Origin of the sequence: Blautia sp. HCP3S3_B11 (assembly GCF_052064435.1) — a bacterium.
Lineage (GTDB): Bacteria > Bacillota > Clostridia > Lachnospirales > Lachnospiraceae > Blautia_A.
On record NZ_JBQHVP010000002.1, the window covers coordinates 88,777 to 107,469 of the forward strand.

21 protein-coding genes are annotated in these 18,693 nt (G+C 39.1%); 20 read left to right on the plus strand and 1 reads right to left on the minus strand.

Features of this window, described 5'->3' with window-relative positions:
* Nucleotides 1-163: 163 nt before the first annotated feature.
* The 11 genes from ACTNC0_RS01945 to rsfS all read left to right on the plus strand — a co-directional run bounded on the left by ACTNC0_RS01945 (nt 164) and on the right by rsfS (nt 8,730).
* Complete coding sequence (locus ACTNC0_RS01945) at nt 164-2,035, plus strand: TIGR03960 family B12-binding radical SAM protein (protein ID WP_441086143.1); 1,872 nt, start codon at nt 164-166, stop codon at nt 2,033-2,035.
* Entirely contained in the window at nt 2,019-2,726 is a 708-nt protein-coding gene (locus tag ACTNC0_RS01950) for a TIGR03936 family radical SAM-associated protein (protein ID WP_441086144.1), read from the plus strand. The genes ACTNC0_RS01945 and ACTNC0_RS01950 overlap by 17 nt, the downstream gene beginning before the upstream one ends.
* On the plus strand, nt 2,710-3,924 hold the full coding sequence (locus tag ACTNC0_RS01955; RefSeq protein WP_441086145.1) for a ribonuclease E/G: 1,215 nt from the start codon (nt 2,710-2,712) through the stop codon (nt 3,922-3,924). The genes ACTNC0_RS01950 and ACTNC0_RS01955 overlap by 17 nt, the downstream gene beginning before the upstream one ends.
* A 296-nt stretch (nt 3,925-4,220) precedes the next feature.
* On the plus strand, nt 4,221-4,526 hold the full coding sequence (gene rplU, locus ACTNC0_RS01960) for a 50S ribosomal protein L21 (RefSeq protein WP_441086146.1): 306 nt from the start codon (nt 4,221-4,223) through the stop codon (nt 4,524-4,526).
* Nucleotides 4,527-4,538: 12 nt separating this feature from the next.
* Nucleotides 4,539-4,859, plus strand: coding sequence for a ribosomal-processing cysteine protease Prp (locus ACTNC0_RS01965; RefSeq protein ID WP_441086147.1), 321 nt, complete (start codon nt 4,539-4,541; stop codon nt 4,857-4,859).
* Nucleotides 4,860-4,863: 4 nt separating this feature from the next.
* Nucleotides 4,864-5,151, plus strand: coding sequence for a 50S ribosomal protein L27 (rpmA, locus tag ACTNC0_RS01970; RefSeq protein WP_008703124.1), 288 nt, complete (start codon nt 4,864-4,866; stop codon nt 5,149-5,151).
* Between the two features lie 84 nt (nt 5,152-5,235).
* Nucleotides 5,236-6,531 carry a GTPase ObgE gene (gene obgE, locus ACTNC0_RS01975; protein ID WP_441086148.1) on the plus strand — a complete coding sequence of 432 codons (1,296 nt, stop codon included), beginning with the start codon at nt 5,236-5,238 and terminating at the stop codon, nt 6,529-6,531.
* Nucleotides 6,532-6,655: 124 nt separating this feature from the next.
* The gene (yhbY, locus tag ACTNC0_RS01980) at nt 6,656-6,952 is read left to right on the plus strand and encodes a ribosome assembly RNA-binding protein YhbY (RefSeq protein ID WP_441086149.1); all 297 of its coding nucleotides are present in this window, start codon (nt 6,656-6,658) and stop codon (nt 6,950-6,952) included.
* Between the two features lie 13 nt (nt 6,953-6,965).
* On the plus strand, nt 6,966-7,601 hold the full coding sequence (gene nadD / locus ACTNC0_RS01985) for a nicotinate-nucleotide adenylyltransferase (RefSeq protein ID WP_441086150.1): 636 nt from the start codon (nt 6,966-6,968) through the stop codon (nt 7,599-7,601).
* Between the two features lie 7 nt (nt 7,602-7,608).
* Nucleotides 7,609-8,199 (plus strand): bis(5'-nucleosyl)-tetraphosphatase (symmetrical) YqeK, encoded by a 591-nt coding sequence (gene yqeK / locus ACTNC0_RS01990; RefSeq protein WP_441086151.1) that lies wholly within the window; start codon nt 7,609-7,611, stop codon nt 8,197-8,199.
* A gap of 171 nt (nt 8,200-8,370) precedes the next feature.
* A complete protein-coding gene (gene rsfS, locus ACTNC0_RS01995; protein WP_441086152.1) occupies nt 8,371-8,730 on the plus strand; it encodes a ribosome silencing factor in 360 nt (119 codons plus the stop codon).
* Nucleotides 8,731-8,889: 159 nt separating this feature from the next.
* On the opposite strand, the gene lexA is transcribed toward rsfS, so the two are convergent.
* A complete protein-coding gene (lexA, locus tag ACTNC0_RS02000; RefSeq protein ID WP_117677180.1) occupies nt 8,890-9,510 on the minus strand; it encodes a transcriptional repressor LexA in 621 nt (206 codons plus the stop codon).
* A gap of 361 nt (nt 9,511-9,871) precedes the next feature.
* Between lexA and ACTNC0_RS02005 the strand changes: the two genes are divergently transcribed.
* The 9 genes from ACTNC0_RS02005 (at nt 9,872) to ACTNC0_RS02045 (ending at nt 18,653) form a co-directional block, all read left to right on the plus strand.
* Nucleotides 9,872-11,338, plus strand: a complete 1,467-nt coding sequence (locus ACTNC0_RS02005) for an HlyD family efflux transporter periplasmic adaptor subunit (protein ID WP_441086153.1) — start codon at nt 9,872-9,874, stop codon at nt 11,336-11,338.
* A gap of 19 nt (nt 11,339-11,357) precedes the next feature.
* Nucleotides 11,358-12,059, plus strand: a complete 702-nt coding sequence (locus ACTNC0_RS02010) for a YggS family pyridoxal phosphate-dependent enzyme (RefSeq protein ID WP_441086154.1) — start codon at nt 11,358-11,360, stop codon at nt 12,057-12,059.
* Between the two features lie 19 nt (nt 12,060-12,078).
* Nucleotides 12,079-12,738, plus strand: a complete 660-nt coding sequence (locus ACTNC0_RS02015; RefSeq protein WP_441086155.1) for a cell division protein SepF — start codon at nt 12,079-12,081, stop codon at nt 12,736-12,738.
* A 7-nt stretch (nt 12,739-12,745) separates the two neighbouring features.
* The gene (locus tag ACTNC0_RS02020) at nt 12,746-13,498 is read left to right on the plus strand and encodes an RNA-binding protein (protein WP_441086156.1); all 753 of its coding nucleotides are present in this window, start codon (nt 12,746-12,748) and stop codon (nt 13,496-13,498) included.
* 138 nt (nt 13,499-13,636) lie between these two features.
* On the plus strand, nt 13,637-14,728 hold the full coding sequence (aroB, locus tag ACTNC0_RS02025; RefSeq protein WP_441086157.1) for a 3-dehydroquinate synthase: 1,092 nt from the start codon (nt 13,637-13,639) through the stop codon (nt 14,726-14,728).
* Nucleotides 14,725-15,249, plus strand: coding sequence for a signal peptidase II (gene lspA, locus ACTNC0_RS02030; protein WP_441086158.1), 525 nt, complete (start codon nt 14,725-14,727; stop codon nt 15,247-15,249). The genes aroB and lspA overlap by 4 nt, the downstream gene beginning before the upstream one ends.
* Before the next feature lie 4 nt (nt 15,250-15,253).
* On the plus strand, nt 15,254-16,168 hold the full coding sequence (locus tag ACTNC0_RS02035) for an RluA family pseudouridine synthase (protein WP_441086159.1): 915 nt from the start codon (nt 15,254-15,256) through the stop codon (nt 16,166-16,168).
* Nucleotides 16,169-16,234: 66 nt separating this feature from the next.
* Entirely contained in the window at nt 16,235-16,870 is a 636-nt protein-coding gene (locus ACTNC0_RS02040; protein WP_117677188.1) for an AAA family ATPase, read from the plus strand.
* Nucleotides 16,871-17,207: 337 nt separating this feature from the next.
* Complete coding sequence (locus tag ACTNC0_RS02045; protein ID WP_441086160.1) at nt 17,208-18,653, plus strand: AI-2E family transporter; 1,446 nt, start codon at nt 17,208-17,210, stop codon at nt 18,651-18,653.
* Nucleotides 18,654-18,693: the final 40 nt, after the last annotated feature.

Here is an 18,693-nt window from a genome sequence, read left to right on the forward strand (position 1 = left end):
GGCATAGACCATAATTGGAACGCAAATGCCCCAATATCGTTTTTGCCTTAAAAACGGTTTGAAAATATGTATTATTTTCCCGTTTATTTAGAAAAAATGCTGTCCAATATCATCTGGAAAAGTTTTCCCATGCTGGACAGTAACAAATCATGAAAGGAAAACAATGAGAAAACTAGCATTAAATGATGAAATTTTAATGAAAGTTGATAAAGCAGCCCGCTATATCGGCGGCGAGGTCAACTCTGTAATGAAAGATAAAAATAAAGTAGACATTCGTTTTGCAATGTGCTTCCCTGATGTCTATGAGATTGGCATGTCCAATCTTGGCATGATGATTCTCTATAATATGTTTAACGAACGTGAGGATGTCTGGGCGGAGCGTGTATTTTCTCCGTGGCTGGATCTGGATAAGATCATGCGTGAGAAAGAGGTTCCGCTTTTTGCACTGGAATCTCAGGAACCGGTAAAGAATTTTGACTTCCTTGGAATCACTCTTGGATATGAAATGTGCTATACCAACGTCCTTCAGGTATTAGACCTGAGTCATGTTTCACTCCTTGCAAAAGGCCGTGAGGAAGATGATCCTATTGTAATCGGCGGCGGTGCATGCGCATATAACCCTGAACCGATTGCCGAATTTTTTGATATGTTCTATATCGGCGAAGGCGAAACTGTCTATGATGCTTTGTTTGACGCTTATAAGGCAAATAAGGCAGCAGGCGGCTCCAGAAAAGATTTTCTTTTCGCAGCTTCTCAGATTCCGGGAATCTATGTTCCATCTTTATATAATGTAACTTACAAGGAAGACGGAACCATTGCTTCCTTTACTCCTGCCAGAGAGGGTGTACCGGAAAAAGTCTGTAAACAGCTGATTACAGACATTACTAAAGAATATCGTGAAATCAAAGCGCCTGTTGTTCCTTTTATCAAAGCAACCCAGGATCGTGTTACCCTGGAGATTCAGCGTGGATGTATCCGCGGATGCCGCTTCTGTCAGGCAGGTATGATTTATCGTCCTACCAGAGAGCGTGATGTGGAGACCCTGAAGGCAAGTGCAAGAGAAATGCTTCAGAATACCGGACATGAAGAAATTTCTTTAAGCTCTTTAAGTTCCAGTGACTATTCTGAACTGAAAGAACTGGTAAATTTTTTAATCGAAGAGTTCCATGGAAATGCCGTAAACATTTCCCTTCCATCCTTGCGTATTGATGCGTTTGCCCTGGATGTTATGAGTAAAGTACAGGATGTAAAGAAAAGCAGCCTTACCTTTGCTCCGGAAGCCGGTTCCCAACGTCTGCGTAATGTTATAAACAAAGGCCTTACTGAAGAGGATATCCTTCATGGTGCAGGAGAGGCTTTCAAGGGCGGATGGAATCAGGTAAAACTTTACTTTATGCTTGGTCTTCCGACAGAGACGGAAGATGATATGAAAGGTATCGCCCATCTTGCCCAGAAAATCGCAGAAACTTATTATGAAGAAGTTCCGAAAGAAAAACGTAACGGTAAAGTTCAGATTAACGTAAGTACCTCTTTCTTTGTTCCGAAACCATTTACTCCATTCCAGTGGGCCGGTATGTATAGAGAAGAAGATTTTGTAGAAAAGGCGAAAGTAGTTAAGAGTGAGATCCGCGCACAGGTAAATCAGAAAAGTATCCGATACAACTGGCATGAACCGGATGTGACAATCCTGGAGGGATTCCTTGCCAGAGGTGACCGCCGTTGCGCACAGGTTATCCTGAAAGCATATGAAAAAGGTGCAATCTATGATGCTTGGTCAGAGAGTTTTGACTATAATATCTGGAAAGAATCTTTTGCGGAAACTGATACAGATATTGATTTCTACACACTCCGTGAACGTTCTACAGGCGAAATCCTGCCATGGGATTTTATTGATGCAGGTGTGACTAAGAAGTTCCTGATCCACGAATGGGAGCAGGCAAAGAATGAAACCGTAACACCAAACTGCCGACAGAAATGTTCCGGCTGCGGTGCTATGCGTTATGGCGGAGGTGTATGTTATGAAGGTAAGAATTAAATTCAGCAAAGAGGGTCCGGTTAAATTTATTGGACATCTGGATACGATGCGTTATTTCCAGAAAGCAATCCGCAGGGCAAATCTTCCGGTAGCTTTTTCCGGCGGATACAGCCCGCATATGATTATGTCTTTTGCAGCACCACTTGGTGTCGGCACTGAGAGTCTGGGAGAATATTTTGACCTGGAACTTGTAGAAACAATTCCTACCTCAGAGATTACCAGACGTCTGGATGAAGTAATGGTTGAGGGTGTTCGTGTGATCAGTACTCGTCAGGTAGAAGACGGAAAGGCAGGTAAGGCAATGTCTCTGGTGGCAGCAGCCGATTATTACGTAGAATTCCGTCCTGGAAAAGAACCGGAAATCTCCTGGAGAGATAAAATCAATGATTTCCTTGCACAGCCGGAGATTAAAGTAATGAAAAAGACGAAGCGAAGCGAAAAAGAAATCGATATCCGCCCTTTTATCTATAAAATGGAACTTCAGGGCGATAAGATTTTCATGATGCTTGCTTCCGCAAGTGCCAATTATACAAAACCAGAGCTTGTAACAGATACTTTCTTTTCCTGGCTTGGTGTTGAACTTCCGGAATTTGCTTATACGATCAAACGTCTGGAAGTATACGCAGACAAAGGCAATGAAGAAGAACATAAATTTGTAACTCTGGAAGCATTAGGTGAAGAAGTTGAGTAAACTGATCATTACACAAATGGAAATCCGACAGGTTTCCTGTTATGTATGTGCATACGAAAAAGACGGAAGAATCATGGAACTGCGTTTCGAACCGGTTGACAGGAAATCTTCTCTCGGCAATATTTATGTCGGACAGATTGAGAATGTCGCTGCCAATATCGGGGCCGCTTTTGTACAGATCTCAGCCAATGAGAAATGTTATCTTCAGCTTTCTGATGCGCAAAATGCGATCTACACTTCTGTAAGAAAGGGAAATCGCCCGTTAAAATCCGGAGACGAAATTCTGGTACAGATCAATCGCGATGCAATGAAAGGCAAGCTTCCAGCAGTAACCACCAATCTGAATTTTACCGGAAAATATCTTGTTCTTACAACAGGAGATAAGAAGTTCGGATTATCTTCCAAACTTTCTAACGAAGACAGAAGTCGTCTTAGTAAATGGATGGAAGAAGAAATCAACCGCCCGGATAAAGCGTTTGGAATCATTGTCCGCACAAATGCCGCAGATGCCTCAAAAGAGGAAATTCAAAAAGAACTGGAGTATCTGAAAGGTCTGTACCAGAAAGCTGCTGTAGATGGCAGATCACGTAGCTGCTTCAGCTGTGTATATCGGACTACGCCTTTTTATATCTCTGCAGTCCGGGATGCCAACAGCCGAAATCTTGAAGAAATCGTAACGGATATTCCGGAAATCTCTCAGCAGATTTCTGATTATCTTGAAAACAACAGCCCGGAAGAAAAAGATAAACTGCGCTTTTATGAAGATAAACTTCTGCCGCTTTATAAACTTCACCGTCTGGAAACTGTGCTGGAAGAAATTCAGCACGAAAAAGTCTGGCTGAACAGTGGCGGTTTTCTGGTAATCCAACAGACAGAAGCATTTGTATCTATTGATGTAAACAGCGGCAAATTTACCGGCAAAAAGAAAATGCAGGAAACCTATCGTAAGATTAATCTGGAAGCTGCAAAAGAGATTGCCCGACAGCTGCGCCTTAGAAATTTGTCGGGGATTATCCTGATTGACTTTATTAATATGGAGAATCCTGACCATCAGGATGAACTTTTCCATGTATTGCAGAAATATCTTCGCAAGGACCCGGTAAAGTCAAAAGCAGTAGATATCACTCCACTGCATATTCTGGAACTCACCAGAAAGAAAGTTCGCAAGCCTGTAATTGAAGATATCAGGGAATTATAGATTACTGTTCACTCCGTGCCCAGTAACACGCTTCGCGATGCACAGAATTTATGCTATTCGCATAAATTCGCGCGGTATGTCTCGGGATTTTGGCATTCTCATGCCAAAACACTTCGCGGAATAGCGGCGTGTGAACAGTAACAATTATAGCTGCTAAAAAATATTTAAAAATTTCAAGAAAAACTTATTGACAAATCGAATTTTGTCCGCTATTATAAATGAGATGCCGCACAGAGAGGTACAAGCGCCGAAAGGTCACCATATCTGGCGAGTAAAGATTATAGGAGGTGCCACAGATGTACGCAATTATTGCAACAGGTGGTAAACAGTACAAAGTTGCTGAAGGCGACGTAATCAGAGTTGAGAAACTCGGTGTTGAAGCTGGTGAAACTGTTACTTTTGACAATGTTATTGCAGTAAGCAATGACGGTTTAAAAGCTGGTGAAGATGTAAAAGATGCCAATGTTACCGCTACTGTAGTTGAGAACGGTAAAGCAAAGAAAGTTATCGTTTACAAATACAAGAGAAAAACTGGATATCACAAGAAAAACGGTCACAGACAGCAGTACACTAAAGTAAAAATCGAAAAGATTAACGGTTAATCTGGTGTCATTATGATTACAATTACAGTTAAGAAGAGAAATGGAAATTATCTGGAATTTGTTTCAAAAGGTCATGCCGGATATGCAGAAGAAGGACAAGATATTGTTTGTGCTGCTGTTTCCGTACTGGTGATCAATACTGTGAATTCTCTTGAGGCGTTTACAGACGATCAGTTTGAGGTACGGGAAGATGATGGTTATGTATCTTTTCATTTCACGACTCCGGTTTCTGAGAAGGGAAAACTTCTCATGGATTCGCTGATTCTCGGATTAACAGAAATTGAACATAGTTATAACAATCGATATTTGACAGTAAAAGTCAAGGAGGTGTAACAACATGATGAAAATGAACCTTCAGTTATTCGCACATAAAAAAGGAGTTGGTTCTACAAAGAACGGTCGTGATTCCGAATCCAAGAGATTAGGTGCGAAGAGAGCAGACGGACAGTTTGTTAAAGCTGGAAATATTCTTTACAGACAGCGCGGAACTAAGATCCATGCTGGTGAAAACGTAGGTTGCGGTAAAGATTATACTTTATTTGCACTGAAAGATGGTGTAGTAAGATTTACCAGAAAAGGACGCGATAAGAAACAGGTTTCTATCGTTCCAGTAGAAGCAGAATAATCTGGTTAAGCGGAAGGCTTCAAATCTGACAGGGTTTGGAGCCTTTCTTTTAAATTAAATATAAAAAGGACAGAGGTGTGTCATATGTTTGCAGACAGAGCGAAAATTTTTATCCGCTCCGGTAAAGGCGGCGACGGCCATGTAAGTTTCCGAAGGGAATTATATGTTCCGAATGGTGGACCTGACGGTGGCGATGGCGGCCGTGGAGGAGACGTGATATTTGAGGTAGATGAAGGCCAGAACACCCTTGGCGACTACCGACACAGAAGAAAATATAAAGCAGAAGATGGACAGGAAGGCGGCAAAAAACGCTGTCATGGTGCCGATGGAAAAGATGTCATCTTAAAAGTTCCGGAAGGAACAGTAATCATGGATGCTGCATCCGGCAAGGTAATTGCAGATATGTCCGGCGAAAACAAACGCCAGATCGTATTAAAAGGCGGAAGAGGCGGCAAAGGAAATCAGCATTATGCAACTGCAACCATGCAGGTTCCGAAATATGCACAGCCAGGACAGCCTGCGCAGGAACTGGAAGTTCTCCTGGAGCTGAAAGTAATCGCAGATGTAGGTCTGGTTGGATTCCCGAATGTCGGAAAGTCCACATTCCTTTCCCGTGTCACCAATGCTCAGCCAAAGATTGCCAACTACCATTTTACAACCCTGAGCCCAAATCTTGGTGTTGTCGATACTGAAAATGGTGGTTTTGTAATTGCTGATATTCCTGGACTGATCGAGGGTGCTTCTGAAGGCGTAGGACTTGGACACGAGTTCCTTCGTCATATCGAACGTACCAGAGTCATTATCCATATCGTAGATGCCGCATCTACAGAAGGACGCGACCCGATTGATGATATTTATAAGATTAATAAAGAACTGGAAGCCTATAATCCGGAATTTGCTGCAAGACCACAGGTAATCGCAGCAAATAAAATCGACTGTATCTATACAGAAGACGACGAAGAGAGCCCGATTGATAAACTAAAAGATGAATTTGAGCCGAAAGGTATTCAGGTTTATCCAATCTCCGCAGTCAGTGGACAGGGTGTCAGAGAACTCTTATTCCATGTAAAAGAGCTTCTCGACAACTGTAAACAAGAACCGATTGTATTTGAGCAGGAGTTCTTCCCGGAAGATATGCTTATGGGTGAAAATCTTCCATATACCGTGGAACAGAGTCCTGAAGATCCGACCATCTTCGTAGTCGAAGGTCCGAAGATTGAGAAAATGCTCGGATATACAAACCTTGACTCTGAGAAAGGTTTTGCATTTTTCCAGAAATTTCTTAAAGAGGGTGGTATCCTGGAAGAGCTTGAAAAAGCAGGTATCCAGGAGGGTGATACTGTACGTATGTATGGTTTCGATTTCGACTATTATAAATAAGATGCAATTGTAACTATCTATAGGTAAGGTTCTGTTTCACGATGGATTTTGAACCAGAACTTTACTGAAAGAAAATTACGTTTAAATAATTGTTAACAGATAGAAGACAAAGAGGAAGATAAATATGACAAGTAAACAGAGAGCTTATTTAAAAGGTCTTGCAATGACCATGGATCCGATTCTCCAGCTTGGCAAAGGTGGACTTACACCTGAAAATACTGCCGCTGTAGAAGAAGCACTTGCAGCCAGAGAATTAATTAAGATCAGTGTTCTCCAGAACTGTCTGGAAGATCCGCGCCAGATGGCTGAGGTTCTGGCAGAACGTACACGTTCCCAGATTGTACAGGTTATCGGCAAGAAAATTATTTTATACCGCGAAGGCAAAAACGAAAAGAAAAAAATCGAATTACCCAGAAAATAATACGGAGTTTTTTATGGCTGACATCAAACACAGAATTGGTATTATGGGCGGTACATTTGATCCCATCCACATGGGGCATCTGATTCTGGGAGAGAAAGCATACGAACAGTTTCAACTGGAAAAGGTACTGTTCATGCCTTCCGGAAATCCGCCTCACAAGAGGAACCGTCAGGGACGTGCCACAGATGAAGAAAGAGTTGAAATGGTCTGCAGAGCGATTGCCGGAAATCCTCATTTTGAACTGTCGCTGACTGAAATGCATGAAAATGGTTATACTTACACTTATCATACACTGGAAATGCTAAAAGAGAAGAATCCGGATACTGATTATTATTTTATAATCGGCGCAGACTCCCTATATGACTTTGATACATGGCGTGAACCGGAAAGGATCTGCAGAAACTGTATTCTGGTAACTGCTGTAAGAAATCATTCCACAATCGCAGAGCTCGAAGCAGAAATGAGCCGTCTTTCGCTTAAATATAATGGCACATTTCTGACACTGAATACCACAAACCTTGATGTATCCAGCGAAATGCTCAGAAACTGGATCAGCGAAGATAAAAGTGTGCGTTACTATATTCCTGATCCGGTGATTGAATATATCAGAGAAAACCAGATTTACAGTCTGGCCGAAAAGAAAGGATGATCTTCCAATGGCAGAGTATGATTTTATAAAAATGCAGAAAAAATTAGCGAAATATCTGGATGAGGATCGTTATGAACATACGCTGGGAGTTATGTTTACATGTGCAGCACTTGCCATGGTTCATGACTGTGATCTGATCACAGCCCAGACTGCCGGACTGCTCCATGACTGTGCAAAATGTATTCCGAACAAAAAGAAGCTGAAAATGTGCAGCCAGCATCACATTTCGGTATCTGAATTCGAACAGGAACATCCTTTTTTACTTCATGCCAAGCTTGGAGCTTACGTAGCTAAGGCTAAATATGATGTTACAGATGAAAATATTCTTTCTGCCATCACCTGGCATACTACCGGAAAGCCAGATATGACACTGTTGGAAAAAATCGTCTATATTGCTGATTATATTGAACCAAAACGTGATAAAGCTCCTAATCTTGCAATTGTACGTAAACTGGCTTTTCAGGATCTTGACGAATGTATGTATAAGATTTTGGCTGATACATTGGCTTATCTGGAGGAAAATCCGAAAGATATTGATAATGCTACGAAAGATGCCTTCTTGTATTACAGGGATCTACATATGAAAAGACAGTCCTGAGTATAAATTGTCTCGAATAGCAGAGTTTTACATATAGGGGACAGCACAACAGGGAGAACAGATTACTGATATAAATATTTATTAGAGAAGATATATGCAGCTATTCAATAGTCTGTTGATCATGAAGATATTGAACAGTTATAAAAGCAGATAGAAAGAGAGGATGTTTCCATGAATAGAGAACTTGAAATGGCAAAACTTGCCTGCCACGCACTTGATGAGAAAAAAGGAAAAGATATTAAGGTAATAGATATCCATGAAGTATCTGTAATTGCCGATTATTTTGTAATTGCAAGTGCTTCCAACCAGAATCAGGTTCAGGCTATGGTTGACAATGTAGATGAAACACTTGGCAAAGCCGGATTTGAAGCAAAACAGATTGAGGGAACCAGAAACTCCAGCTGGGTTCTTATGGATTACGGCGATATGATCGTCCACGTATTTGACGAAGAGAACCGTCTTTTCTATGACCTCGAAAGAATCTGGAGAGATGGCAAAATCCTGGACATTAACGAATTTCTTGAAAAATAAATAAAAACGGTGTTAGGAATTTATATAATTTCTCAATTGCAAAAAAGCATGAGACAGATGTATTTTTATACTATATCTGTCTCATGCTTTTATAAATGATAAATATATGTATTTTTATACCACATCTCAAACTAAAACTCAGACAATTTCCTAACACAATTACTGATATAAACGGAATACGCCAAATACCTTGCCGAGAATCTGTAATTCCCCTTGCACGATAATAGGATCCATTGCATCATTTTCCGGCTGAAGACGATAGTAACCTTTTTCTTTATGAAAAGTCTTAACAGTAGCTCCATCTTCGATCAGAGCAACTACAATATCTCCATCTTCAGCAGTAGACTGTTTTCTTACAAGTACCTGATCTCCGTCAAAGATTCCGGCATTTACCATACTTTCGCCCTTTACTTTAAGCATAAAGCTCTGTTCATTCGGCATAAATTCCGCCGGAATTGGGAAATACCCTTCGATATTCTCAACTGCCAGAAGCGGCTGACCTGCTGCAACAGTACCAACGATTGGCACATTTACAACCTCTCTGCGTACCAGATTAAAGTTATCATCAATAATTTCAATTGCGCGCGGCTTCGTTGCATCTCTGCGAATATATCCATTTTTTTCAAGTGCCTCCAGATGTGAATGCACAGAAGAAGTTGATTTCAGATTTACAGCCTCACAAATTTCACGCACTGCAGGAGGAAAACCTCTGTTAAGAATCTCATTCTTAATATAGTCAAGGATTTCCTGCTGCTTTTCTGTTATTCTTCCATATGCCATAATTTATACCTCCCTGCCGGTTTAATAAATTTCTTATCTATTCTCAGCCTTACCATTTTCCGGTAAGTTCTATATAATTGATGTGAAAAGAGTTACATTTATAATATCATATTCCATTACGAAAAGCAAACTTATATTCTGAAAATACGTTCTTATTTTAAAGTTATTACCGCACGCCCAGTTCCTGGTGGTTTCTGGTAACAGCTATGGCAAGCACTTTCCTGTGAATTCTTTATGAATAAACTTGTTTTTAACTTAACAAAGTGTTACAATATTTTGGAAATTATGGAAAGGCGACTGCTTTCCGTAACAGAAATAATTTACATTCTATATAGATTCCATGATCAAAGGAGACATTTCATTGTCTGATAAATATAAAAAGCAGGAAAAAACGCCTGGAATTCTCGCCAGGTTACGTAAGGTTGCAGGTCTGAATATTGGTACTATTATGTTCGGTATCTTATTTATTTATATGTCATTCAGCGCTATCTTGTACTTTACAACTACCCACATTGAATCTTATCAGGTAACATCAGGACCGCTGTCCCGCAATGAAACGTATACAGGACTTGCTATTCGTGAGGAAACGGTATGTACAGCACCTTCTTCCGGATATATTACCTATTACGCGAGAGAGGGCAGTAAAATCAATGCTTCCGGAGCTGTTTATGGTTTAAGCAGTATAAAAAAATCCACAGCCACAGCTTCTCTTACTACAGAAGAACTATTAAAGATCAGAAGTGATATGATGAGTTTTTCCAAGGGATTCAATTCCAGCAAATTTAACAATACTTACAGTTTCAAATACGAACTGAAGGGAAACATTCTTCAATATGCTGAGTCTGAAAACAGTTCTTCAGCTCCGCTTACATCTGATGAATATGACGGAAGTGATGACAGCAGTGAAGACAACATCACGAATAGCAATGTATATGCCGGAAATGAGTCGATATGTCAGTCACAGTCAGATGGAATTATTTTATATTCTACAGATAATTACGAAGGAAAAACAATAGATACTGTGACTGCTGAGGATTTCGATCAGAATTCTTATCATGAAACAGATTTAAAGACATCTGATTCTGTTCAGTCAGGAGACGATGTCTACACAATTATTACAGATGAACGCTGGAGCCTCTTGATTCCACTAAGTGATAAACAGGCAGAGAAACTGAAAGACCGCTCAACTATACGTGTCAAATTCTTGAAAGATGACATGACACAGAACGGAGATTTTTCCATTATCACGATAGACGGTGGGAAATATGGACAGATTGATTTTAATAAGGGACTTATCCGTTATGCTTCTGACCGCTTTCTTGATATTGAACTTGTAACGAATACAGTAGTTGGATTAAAGATACCATTATCTTCTATTGTGACCAAAGATTTTTATGTTGTCCCATCCAGAATGGCAACAACCCAGAATAATGAAACAGGATTTATGCTTGCATCTGGAAACAAAGATTCCGGAACATTTAAAAGTGTAAGTATATATGCAAGTGTAGAAGATACATCGGTTTCCAAACTGGCAACCGACGGATCAGAAGATCAGCCAATGATCTATTATATTGACAAGAGTTCATTTAAAGAAGGAGATGCGCTTATTGATCCGGATACCGGAGAGAAATATATCATCGGTGAAACAGACACCTTAGAGGGTGTTTACTGTATCAATAAAGGATATGCTGTTTTCCGCCGTATTGAAATACTTGACCAAAACGAAGAATATGCTATTGTCTCAAAAAACACTTCCTATGGTCTTGCAAGATATGACCATGTTGTAAGAAATGCAGATAAAGTAAAAGAAGAAGACATTTTATACTAATTAATTAAGGAGGCTTAACATGTTAGCTGATAAATTAAATCTTGTAAAGAAAAATATCGAAAATGCCTGTGAGACTGCCGGGCGTTCTCCTCAGGAGATAACTCTTATTGCAGTCAGCAAAACAAAACCTGTAGAAATGCTCAAAGAAGCATATGATGCGGGTGCCCGCGTATTTGGAGAAAATAAAGTTCAGGAAATTATGGATAAATATGATCAGATGCCTTCTGATGTACAGTGGCACATGATCGGACACTTACAGAGAAATAAAGTGAAATATATCATTGATAAGGTATCCATGATTCATTCTGTAGATTCTGTCCGTCTGGCAGAAACCATTGAAAAAGAAGCTGCAAAAAAAGAAATCTGTATGCCTGTTTTAATCGAGGTAAATGTAGCGGAAGAGGAAAGCAAGTTTGGCCTCACTGTCGAAGAGGTATTACCATTTCTGGAGGAAATTTCTTCTTATCAGCATATCAAAGTGATGGGACTCATGACAATTGCTCCATTTGTAGCAAATCCTGAAGAAAATAGAGAAGTTTTTCAGAAATTAAAGAAATTAAGTGTTGACATTGCGGCCAAAAACATTAATAATGTTAATATGAGCGTCCTGAGTATGGGAATGACAAATGATTATCAGGTCGCAGTTGAGGAAGGTGCCACTATGGTACGCGTGGGAACGGGTATTTTTGGCGAGAGAGATTACTCAATAAAAGAAGACTAAAAAAAGATTGGAGAATAAAATGGGCGTTTTAGATAAATTTTTAGATGCCATCAAATTAAATGATGATTACGATGATGATGGATTCTTAGATGATGATCTGTTAGATGAAGAGAATGATGAAGATTTTCTTGATGAGGATTTTGATGAAAAACCTAAGAAGAAATTCTTTGATAAGTTCTCTAAGAAGAAAGAAGCCGATGAGGATGACACTTTTGATGAAATAGAGGAAAAATCAGTAAAAGCAGCTCCAAAACAGGCATCCGCTCCGAAACAGACAGCTCCGGCTCCGTCAAAAGTTACGGTTAAGCAGGAACGCGCCGAACGCCAGACACGTCCTGCTGCATCTTCTAAGATTACTCCAATGAGAAGCAGCCGTAAATCAAACCAGGGTCCAAATATGGAAGTCTGTGTTATTAAACCTTCTTCTATGGAAGATACACGTGAGATTGCAGACACATTAGTAGATAATTCTACAGTAATTTTAAATCTGGAGGGAATTGATGTTGAACTGGCACAGAGAATCATCGATTTCACATCTGGTGCATGTTATTCTTTAGGCGGAAGCCTTCAGAAAGTATCAAGCTATATCTTTGTACTTGGACCGTACAATGTAGATATCACCGGTGATCTTCAGAATATTCTGGGAGGATCTGCTCCGTCAGTAAGAGCAGGCTACTAATCCCCGAATGGAAAAAGACGATTTTTTTCTTAAGAGAATCCGGGAATTAGCTAATCTTTCCTATCAGAGAGATATCGTTACATTTTCGGATTTTCTTAATTTAAATGAGCAGAATATGGTCAGTAGCCTGAAACGTCAGTTTCCCCAGATTGTTATGGAAATTTTCGGAGGCTATGAAAATGCAGAGCGTCAGATGGTGGCATTTCATCCTGATGCTCTTGCTTTTACATGGGAATATCCGATTGACTGCCTTAAAATAGAGCCAAAAGCAATCAAATTTTCCGAGTCTCTCACACATCGTGACTATCTCGGAGCACTTCTTAATCTTGGAATAGAGCGAAGTGTGATTGGTGATATTGTTGTTCAGGAAAAGGCTGCCTGGTTTTTCTGCCAGAATAAAATGACGGACTTCTTTCTTGATAATCTGTGCCGTGTCCGCCATACAAATATTTTAATTACAAAAGTAGACGACCCTGATAAACTTCCCTGCCCAAAATTGGAATCTATTAATGGTACCTGTGCTTCTGTACGTTTAGATTCATTGATTTCACTTGCATTTAAAGCTTCCAGAAGCAGTATGGTATCTTATATCGAAGGAGGACAGGTTTTTGTCAATGGAAAACTGATTACTTCCAATGGATATGAACCCAAAGAGGGTGATATCATCTCTGTACGAGGAAAGGGACGTTTTATTTTTGATGGTATGTCCCACCAGACCAAAAAGGGAAGATGCGGTGTCCGCATTTTACGTTATATATAATTACTCATTAGTTATTTATAACACTTAACAATGCCGTAGTGTACTTAACAAGTCATTTTTAGATTAGTGTCGGTACATTGGCAGATGATGTTATTCTTTATATTTATACAATTTAAGTTATCAAAGGAGAGTGAGAAAATGGCAGTACAGAAACTACTTGTGAAGCGAGAAGGAGATTTTCATTATCCTATTTATTTCGAAAATGACTTTAAAAATCTTGCCCGTGCACTTAAAGAAGAAGGACTGGATGGACGAAAAATCTGTATCGTAACAGACAGTCATGTAGCACCACTTTATCTTGATTCCGTCAAAACAATTTTTCAAGAAATCTCTTCAAGTGTATTTTCTTTTGAATTTGAAGCCGGTGAAAAGAATAAAAACCTATCTACTGTACAGGAATTATATAAAACTCTGATTGAAAACGAAATGGATCGTAAAGGTCTTCTGGTTGCATTAGGTGGTGGAGTTGTAGGTGATCTGACTGGCTTTGGTGCAGCAACTTATTTAAGAGGAATTGACTTTATTCAGGTTCCTACCACCCTTCTTGCCCAGGTCGATAGTAGTGTAGGCGGTAAAACCGGAGTCGACTTTCTTCAGTATAAAAATATGGTAGGAGCGTTCCATCAGCCACGTCTTGTATATATGAATATGAGTACTTTACAGTCTCTTCCAGAACGTGAATTTACCTGTGGTATGGGCGAGATTCTTAAGACAGGTCTGATTTGCGATGGCGATTTCTTCCGCTTTGTATGCCAGAATCAAAAGACAATCAGCGAACTGGATTTAGGTATGCTCTCTAAAATGATTCGCAGATGTTGTGAAATTAAGGCCGGTGTAGTAGAACGAGATCCCAAAGAGCAGGGCGAACGTGCTCTTCTAAATCTTGGTCATACAGTTGGTCATGCCGTAGAGAAACTCAAAGATTTTCAGTTGCTTCATGGACAGTGTGTCGGTATCGGTCTGATTGCGGCCGCCTGTCTTTCCATGAATAGAGGATTGCTGACTGAACACGAATATGAAGAGATTCGAAATGGATGTTCTTCTTATAAGTTGCCTCTTTCCGTCGATTTACTGAAAGCCGAAGATATTCTCGCAGCAACTAAGAAAGATAAGAAGATGGAAGCCGGACATATCAAATTTATTCTTATGGACGGAATTGGTAAAAGTTTTATTGACAAAACAGTTACAGACGACGAATTACTTCAGGCAATCGGGGAGATTCTCGTATGAGCATAAATTCAACAAAACCAGCCTGGAAGCATTGGCTTCTAGGCTGTATTGCCATCTTTGTGCTGACAATTCTGGATCAGGGGAGTAAGTATCTGGTTCTCACTTATCTGAAAGGTAGACCTGATATAAATCTTATTCCCGGAATTCTTCAGCTACATTATCTTGAAAATCGTGGAATGGCATTTGGTCTGTTTGAAGGTAAAATCCCAGTATTTGTGATTTTGTGTCTTTTATTTTTTGGTGTATTTTCCTATGTATATGCTCGGATTCCACGAAATACCTATTATCTGCCTCTTACTATAACTTCTCTTATAATGGTTTCTGGGGCTTTGGGAAATTTTATTGACAGAGTATTCAGAGACTATGTGGTAGATTTTATTTATTTTTCACTTATTGATTTTCCTGTATTTAACGTGGCCGATATCTACGTTGTATGCAGCGGTGTATTGCTTATCATATTGGTATGTTTTAAATACAAAAACAATGAAGATTATGATTTTTTACGAATAAAAAAGGAATAATACTATGGAAATTCTTAATTATCACGTTTCTGACGGTCAGTCCGGTATTCGGATTGACCGCTATCTTTCTGAAAAAAATGAAAAATTATCACGATCTTATATTCAGAAACTGCTTAAAGAGCAGAAAATAATGGTGAATGGTTCTCCTGTAAAGGCTAACTATAAAGTTCAGGATCAGGACGATATTTCCCTGGAAGTTCCGGATATGGAAGAACCGGATATTCTTCCCGAAGATATTCCCCTGGATATTCTTTATGAAGATGAGGATGTGCTTATTGTAAATAAACCAAAGGGAATGGTCGTTCATCCAAGTGCCGGACATACTTCTGGTACACTGGTAAATGCAATTATGTTTCATTGCAAAGATAATCTGTCCGGCATTAACGGTGTTCTGCGTCCCGGAATTGTCCACAGAATCGATAAAGATACCACTGGTGCACTTCTTGTATGTAAAAATGATAATGCTCACCGCGACCTGGCAGGGCAACTAAAAGAGCACTCTATTAAGCGTAGATATCGTGCAATCGTGGCAGGTGTTTTAAAAGAAGATGAAGGAACTATTGAAGGTCCGATCGGACGTCATCCGGTTGACCGAAAGAAAATGTCTATTAACTATAAGAACGGAAAAGATGCTGTTACACATTATAAAGTGTTAGAACGTTTTAAAAATGCCACCTATGTGGAATGCCGCCTGGAAACAGGAAGAACACACCAGATTCGAGTACACATGACAAGTATCGGGCATCCCCTGCTTGGCGACGAAGTATACGGTTCAGGGAAAAATCCTTATCATTTACAAGGACAGACACTTCATGCAATGATTCTCGGCTTTGTTCATCCATCCACTGGTAAATATATGGAATTTACAGCTCCTTTACCTGAATACTTTCTTAAATTATTAGAAAAATTGCGAAAATAGTTTGCATTTCTGCAAAAATATTGTATAATATTTCTATTGAATCCATAACAGAAGGGAGTGTAGATTATGAACAGTACAAGTTCAATTATTACAATAGGTCGTGAATATGGCAGTGGCGGAAGACAGATAGGACAGGAAGTTGCCAAATATTTCGGTATTAAATGCTATGATAAAGAGCTTCTTGAACATGCTGCAAATGAAAGTGGTATCTGCAAGGAACTTTTTGAGAATCATGACGAGAAACCTACCAACAGCTTTTTATATTCATTGGTAATGGATACATATTCCTTTGGATATTCCTCTTCAGGATTTACTGATATGCCGATGAATCATAAAGTATTTCTTGCACAGTTTGACGCAATTAAGAAACTGGCTTCAGAAGGTCCTTGCGTTATGGTTGGAAGATGTGCAGACTATGCATTGGCAGAATACAAAGACTGCTTCAGTGTTTTTGTACACGCAGATACAGACTGGCGAATCAGCCGTCTTTCTCAGAAACACAACAAAACGGCAAAAGAAGCAAAAGATATGATCAACAAGACCGATAAGAGCCGTTCCAGTTATTATAACTACTACACAAACAAAAAGTGGGGCGCTGCTGCAAGCTATAATCTCTGTGTGGACAGTAGTAAACTTGGCATTGACGGTGCGGCTAAGGCAATCATTCAGGCAATTGAGATTTTTGATTCTATGAAAAAATAATAAAACTCTTATATAATAAAAAGGACAGTAGCTCATCTAAAGATTTTTGATTGAAGATTTTTAAATGAATCTCTTTAAATGAGCAAGCTGTTCTTTTTTTAATATCACATTTACCATAATCACATTATGTATACTTATTCCAGGAGCTATATTAGCATTTATGTGTAGTTTAAAATATTTGAGTTATTGTTTATTTTGTGATACTGCGAACGGAGTGAACAGTAACTATTTCGTCCTCAGTATCACAAATATTTTTTATATATTAATTTTTCATAAAATCAAGAGACATTCCTTAAAAAAAATGTTATAATCGTACCATGTTAAAAAGGAGGACGTTATGAAGTTTCGTTGGGATAACCGCTATTTACACTGGGGTGTGACGGCTTTTCTGGTAATTGCCGCCAGTATGCTGTTTTATTATGGCATCTTTCATATGAAGACCCTTATTGTGGGCATTAAAACATTTTTGGGAATCATGGCACCTATTATCTATGGTGTGATATTAGCCTATATTCTCAGTCCACTGATCAATCTTTTTGAACAGAAATTGATCTATCCACAGCTTAAAAAACACAATATCCAGTTACAGAAGAAGGGAAGACGAGCCATTCGATGGGCATGTGTCCTTTTTTCTATGTTTTTATTCTGGGTCATTATTTATGCATTAATTATGATGGTACTTCCACAGTTGATCCGAAGTATCATGAGCATTATTTACAGCTTTCCATATTATGTGAAAGTTATTGAAAAATGGCTTAATTCCTTTGTGGAGCATGGATGGAATATGAATTCTGACATGATTGACATGATCAATCAGTATTCCACAAAATTACAGGATTATCTTACCACCAACATTCTACCACAAATGCAGGATATGCTAAAAAATGTTTCTGCAGGTATTTTTGATATCCTAATTTTCATGAAGAACTTTTTGATCGGTGCAATCGTTGCGTTATACGTATTAGCAGATAAGGAAAAATTTGTTGCCAAAAGTAAAATGCTTGTATATGCCGTACTGCCGCACAAATGGGCAAATACACTTATTCATTCTATGCGTTTCACTCATAAAACTTTTGGCGGTTTCATATACGGCAAGCTTCTGGATTCTGCCATCATTGGCGTTTTGTGTTATATCGGAATGTTACTTTTGCATATGCCATTTCCAATTCTGGTCAGTGTTATTATCGGTGCGACAAATGTTATTCCGTTTTTTGGACCTTATATCGGAGCTATCCCTTGTATTTTCCTGATTTTGGTAGTAGATCCTATCAAAGGTTTATATTTTGCTATTTTCATTCTGCTTCTTCAACAGTTTGATGGAAATATTCTCGGTCCAAAGATTCTCGGGGAATCCACGGGACTTTCCAGTTTCATGGTTATTGTTGCCATCTTAATTGGCGGCGGACTCTTTGGCATTCCTGGTATGATCGCAGGAGTTCCTGTTTTTGCTGTACTTTACGCTATGATATGGAGGCTGATTGACCACTCATTAGTTGACAGGAAAATGCCAGTAGAAGAAGAAACCTACGTAAACATAGATTGTCTGGATACAGAAACAGGTGAGGCGATTCCACTTCGCAAAGAAGAGCCTCACAGATTATCCTCTGAACAGCTTGAGGAAAAACGGAATAATTTCTTTATGAAGATATGGAATCCATTTTCCAGGTTTGTTATGCTTATATGGAAATATATCTTACAGATTTTGCAGGTTATATGGAAATATATAAAAAGAGGGTGGCATTTTTTGAAAAATAAATATCTTGAATTTAAAAATACACAGTAGAAAAATAAATGAAATTATTGATTCAACGTGTAAATCACGC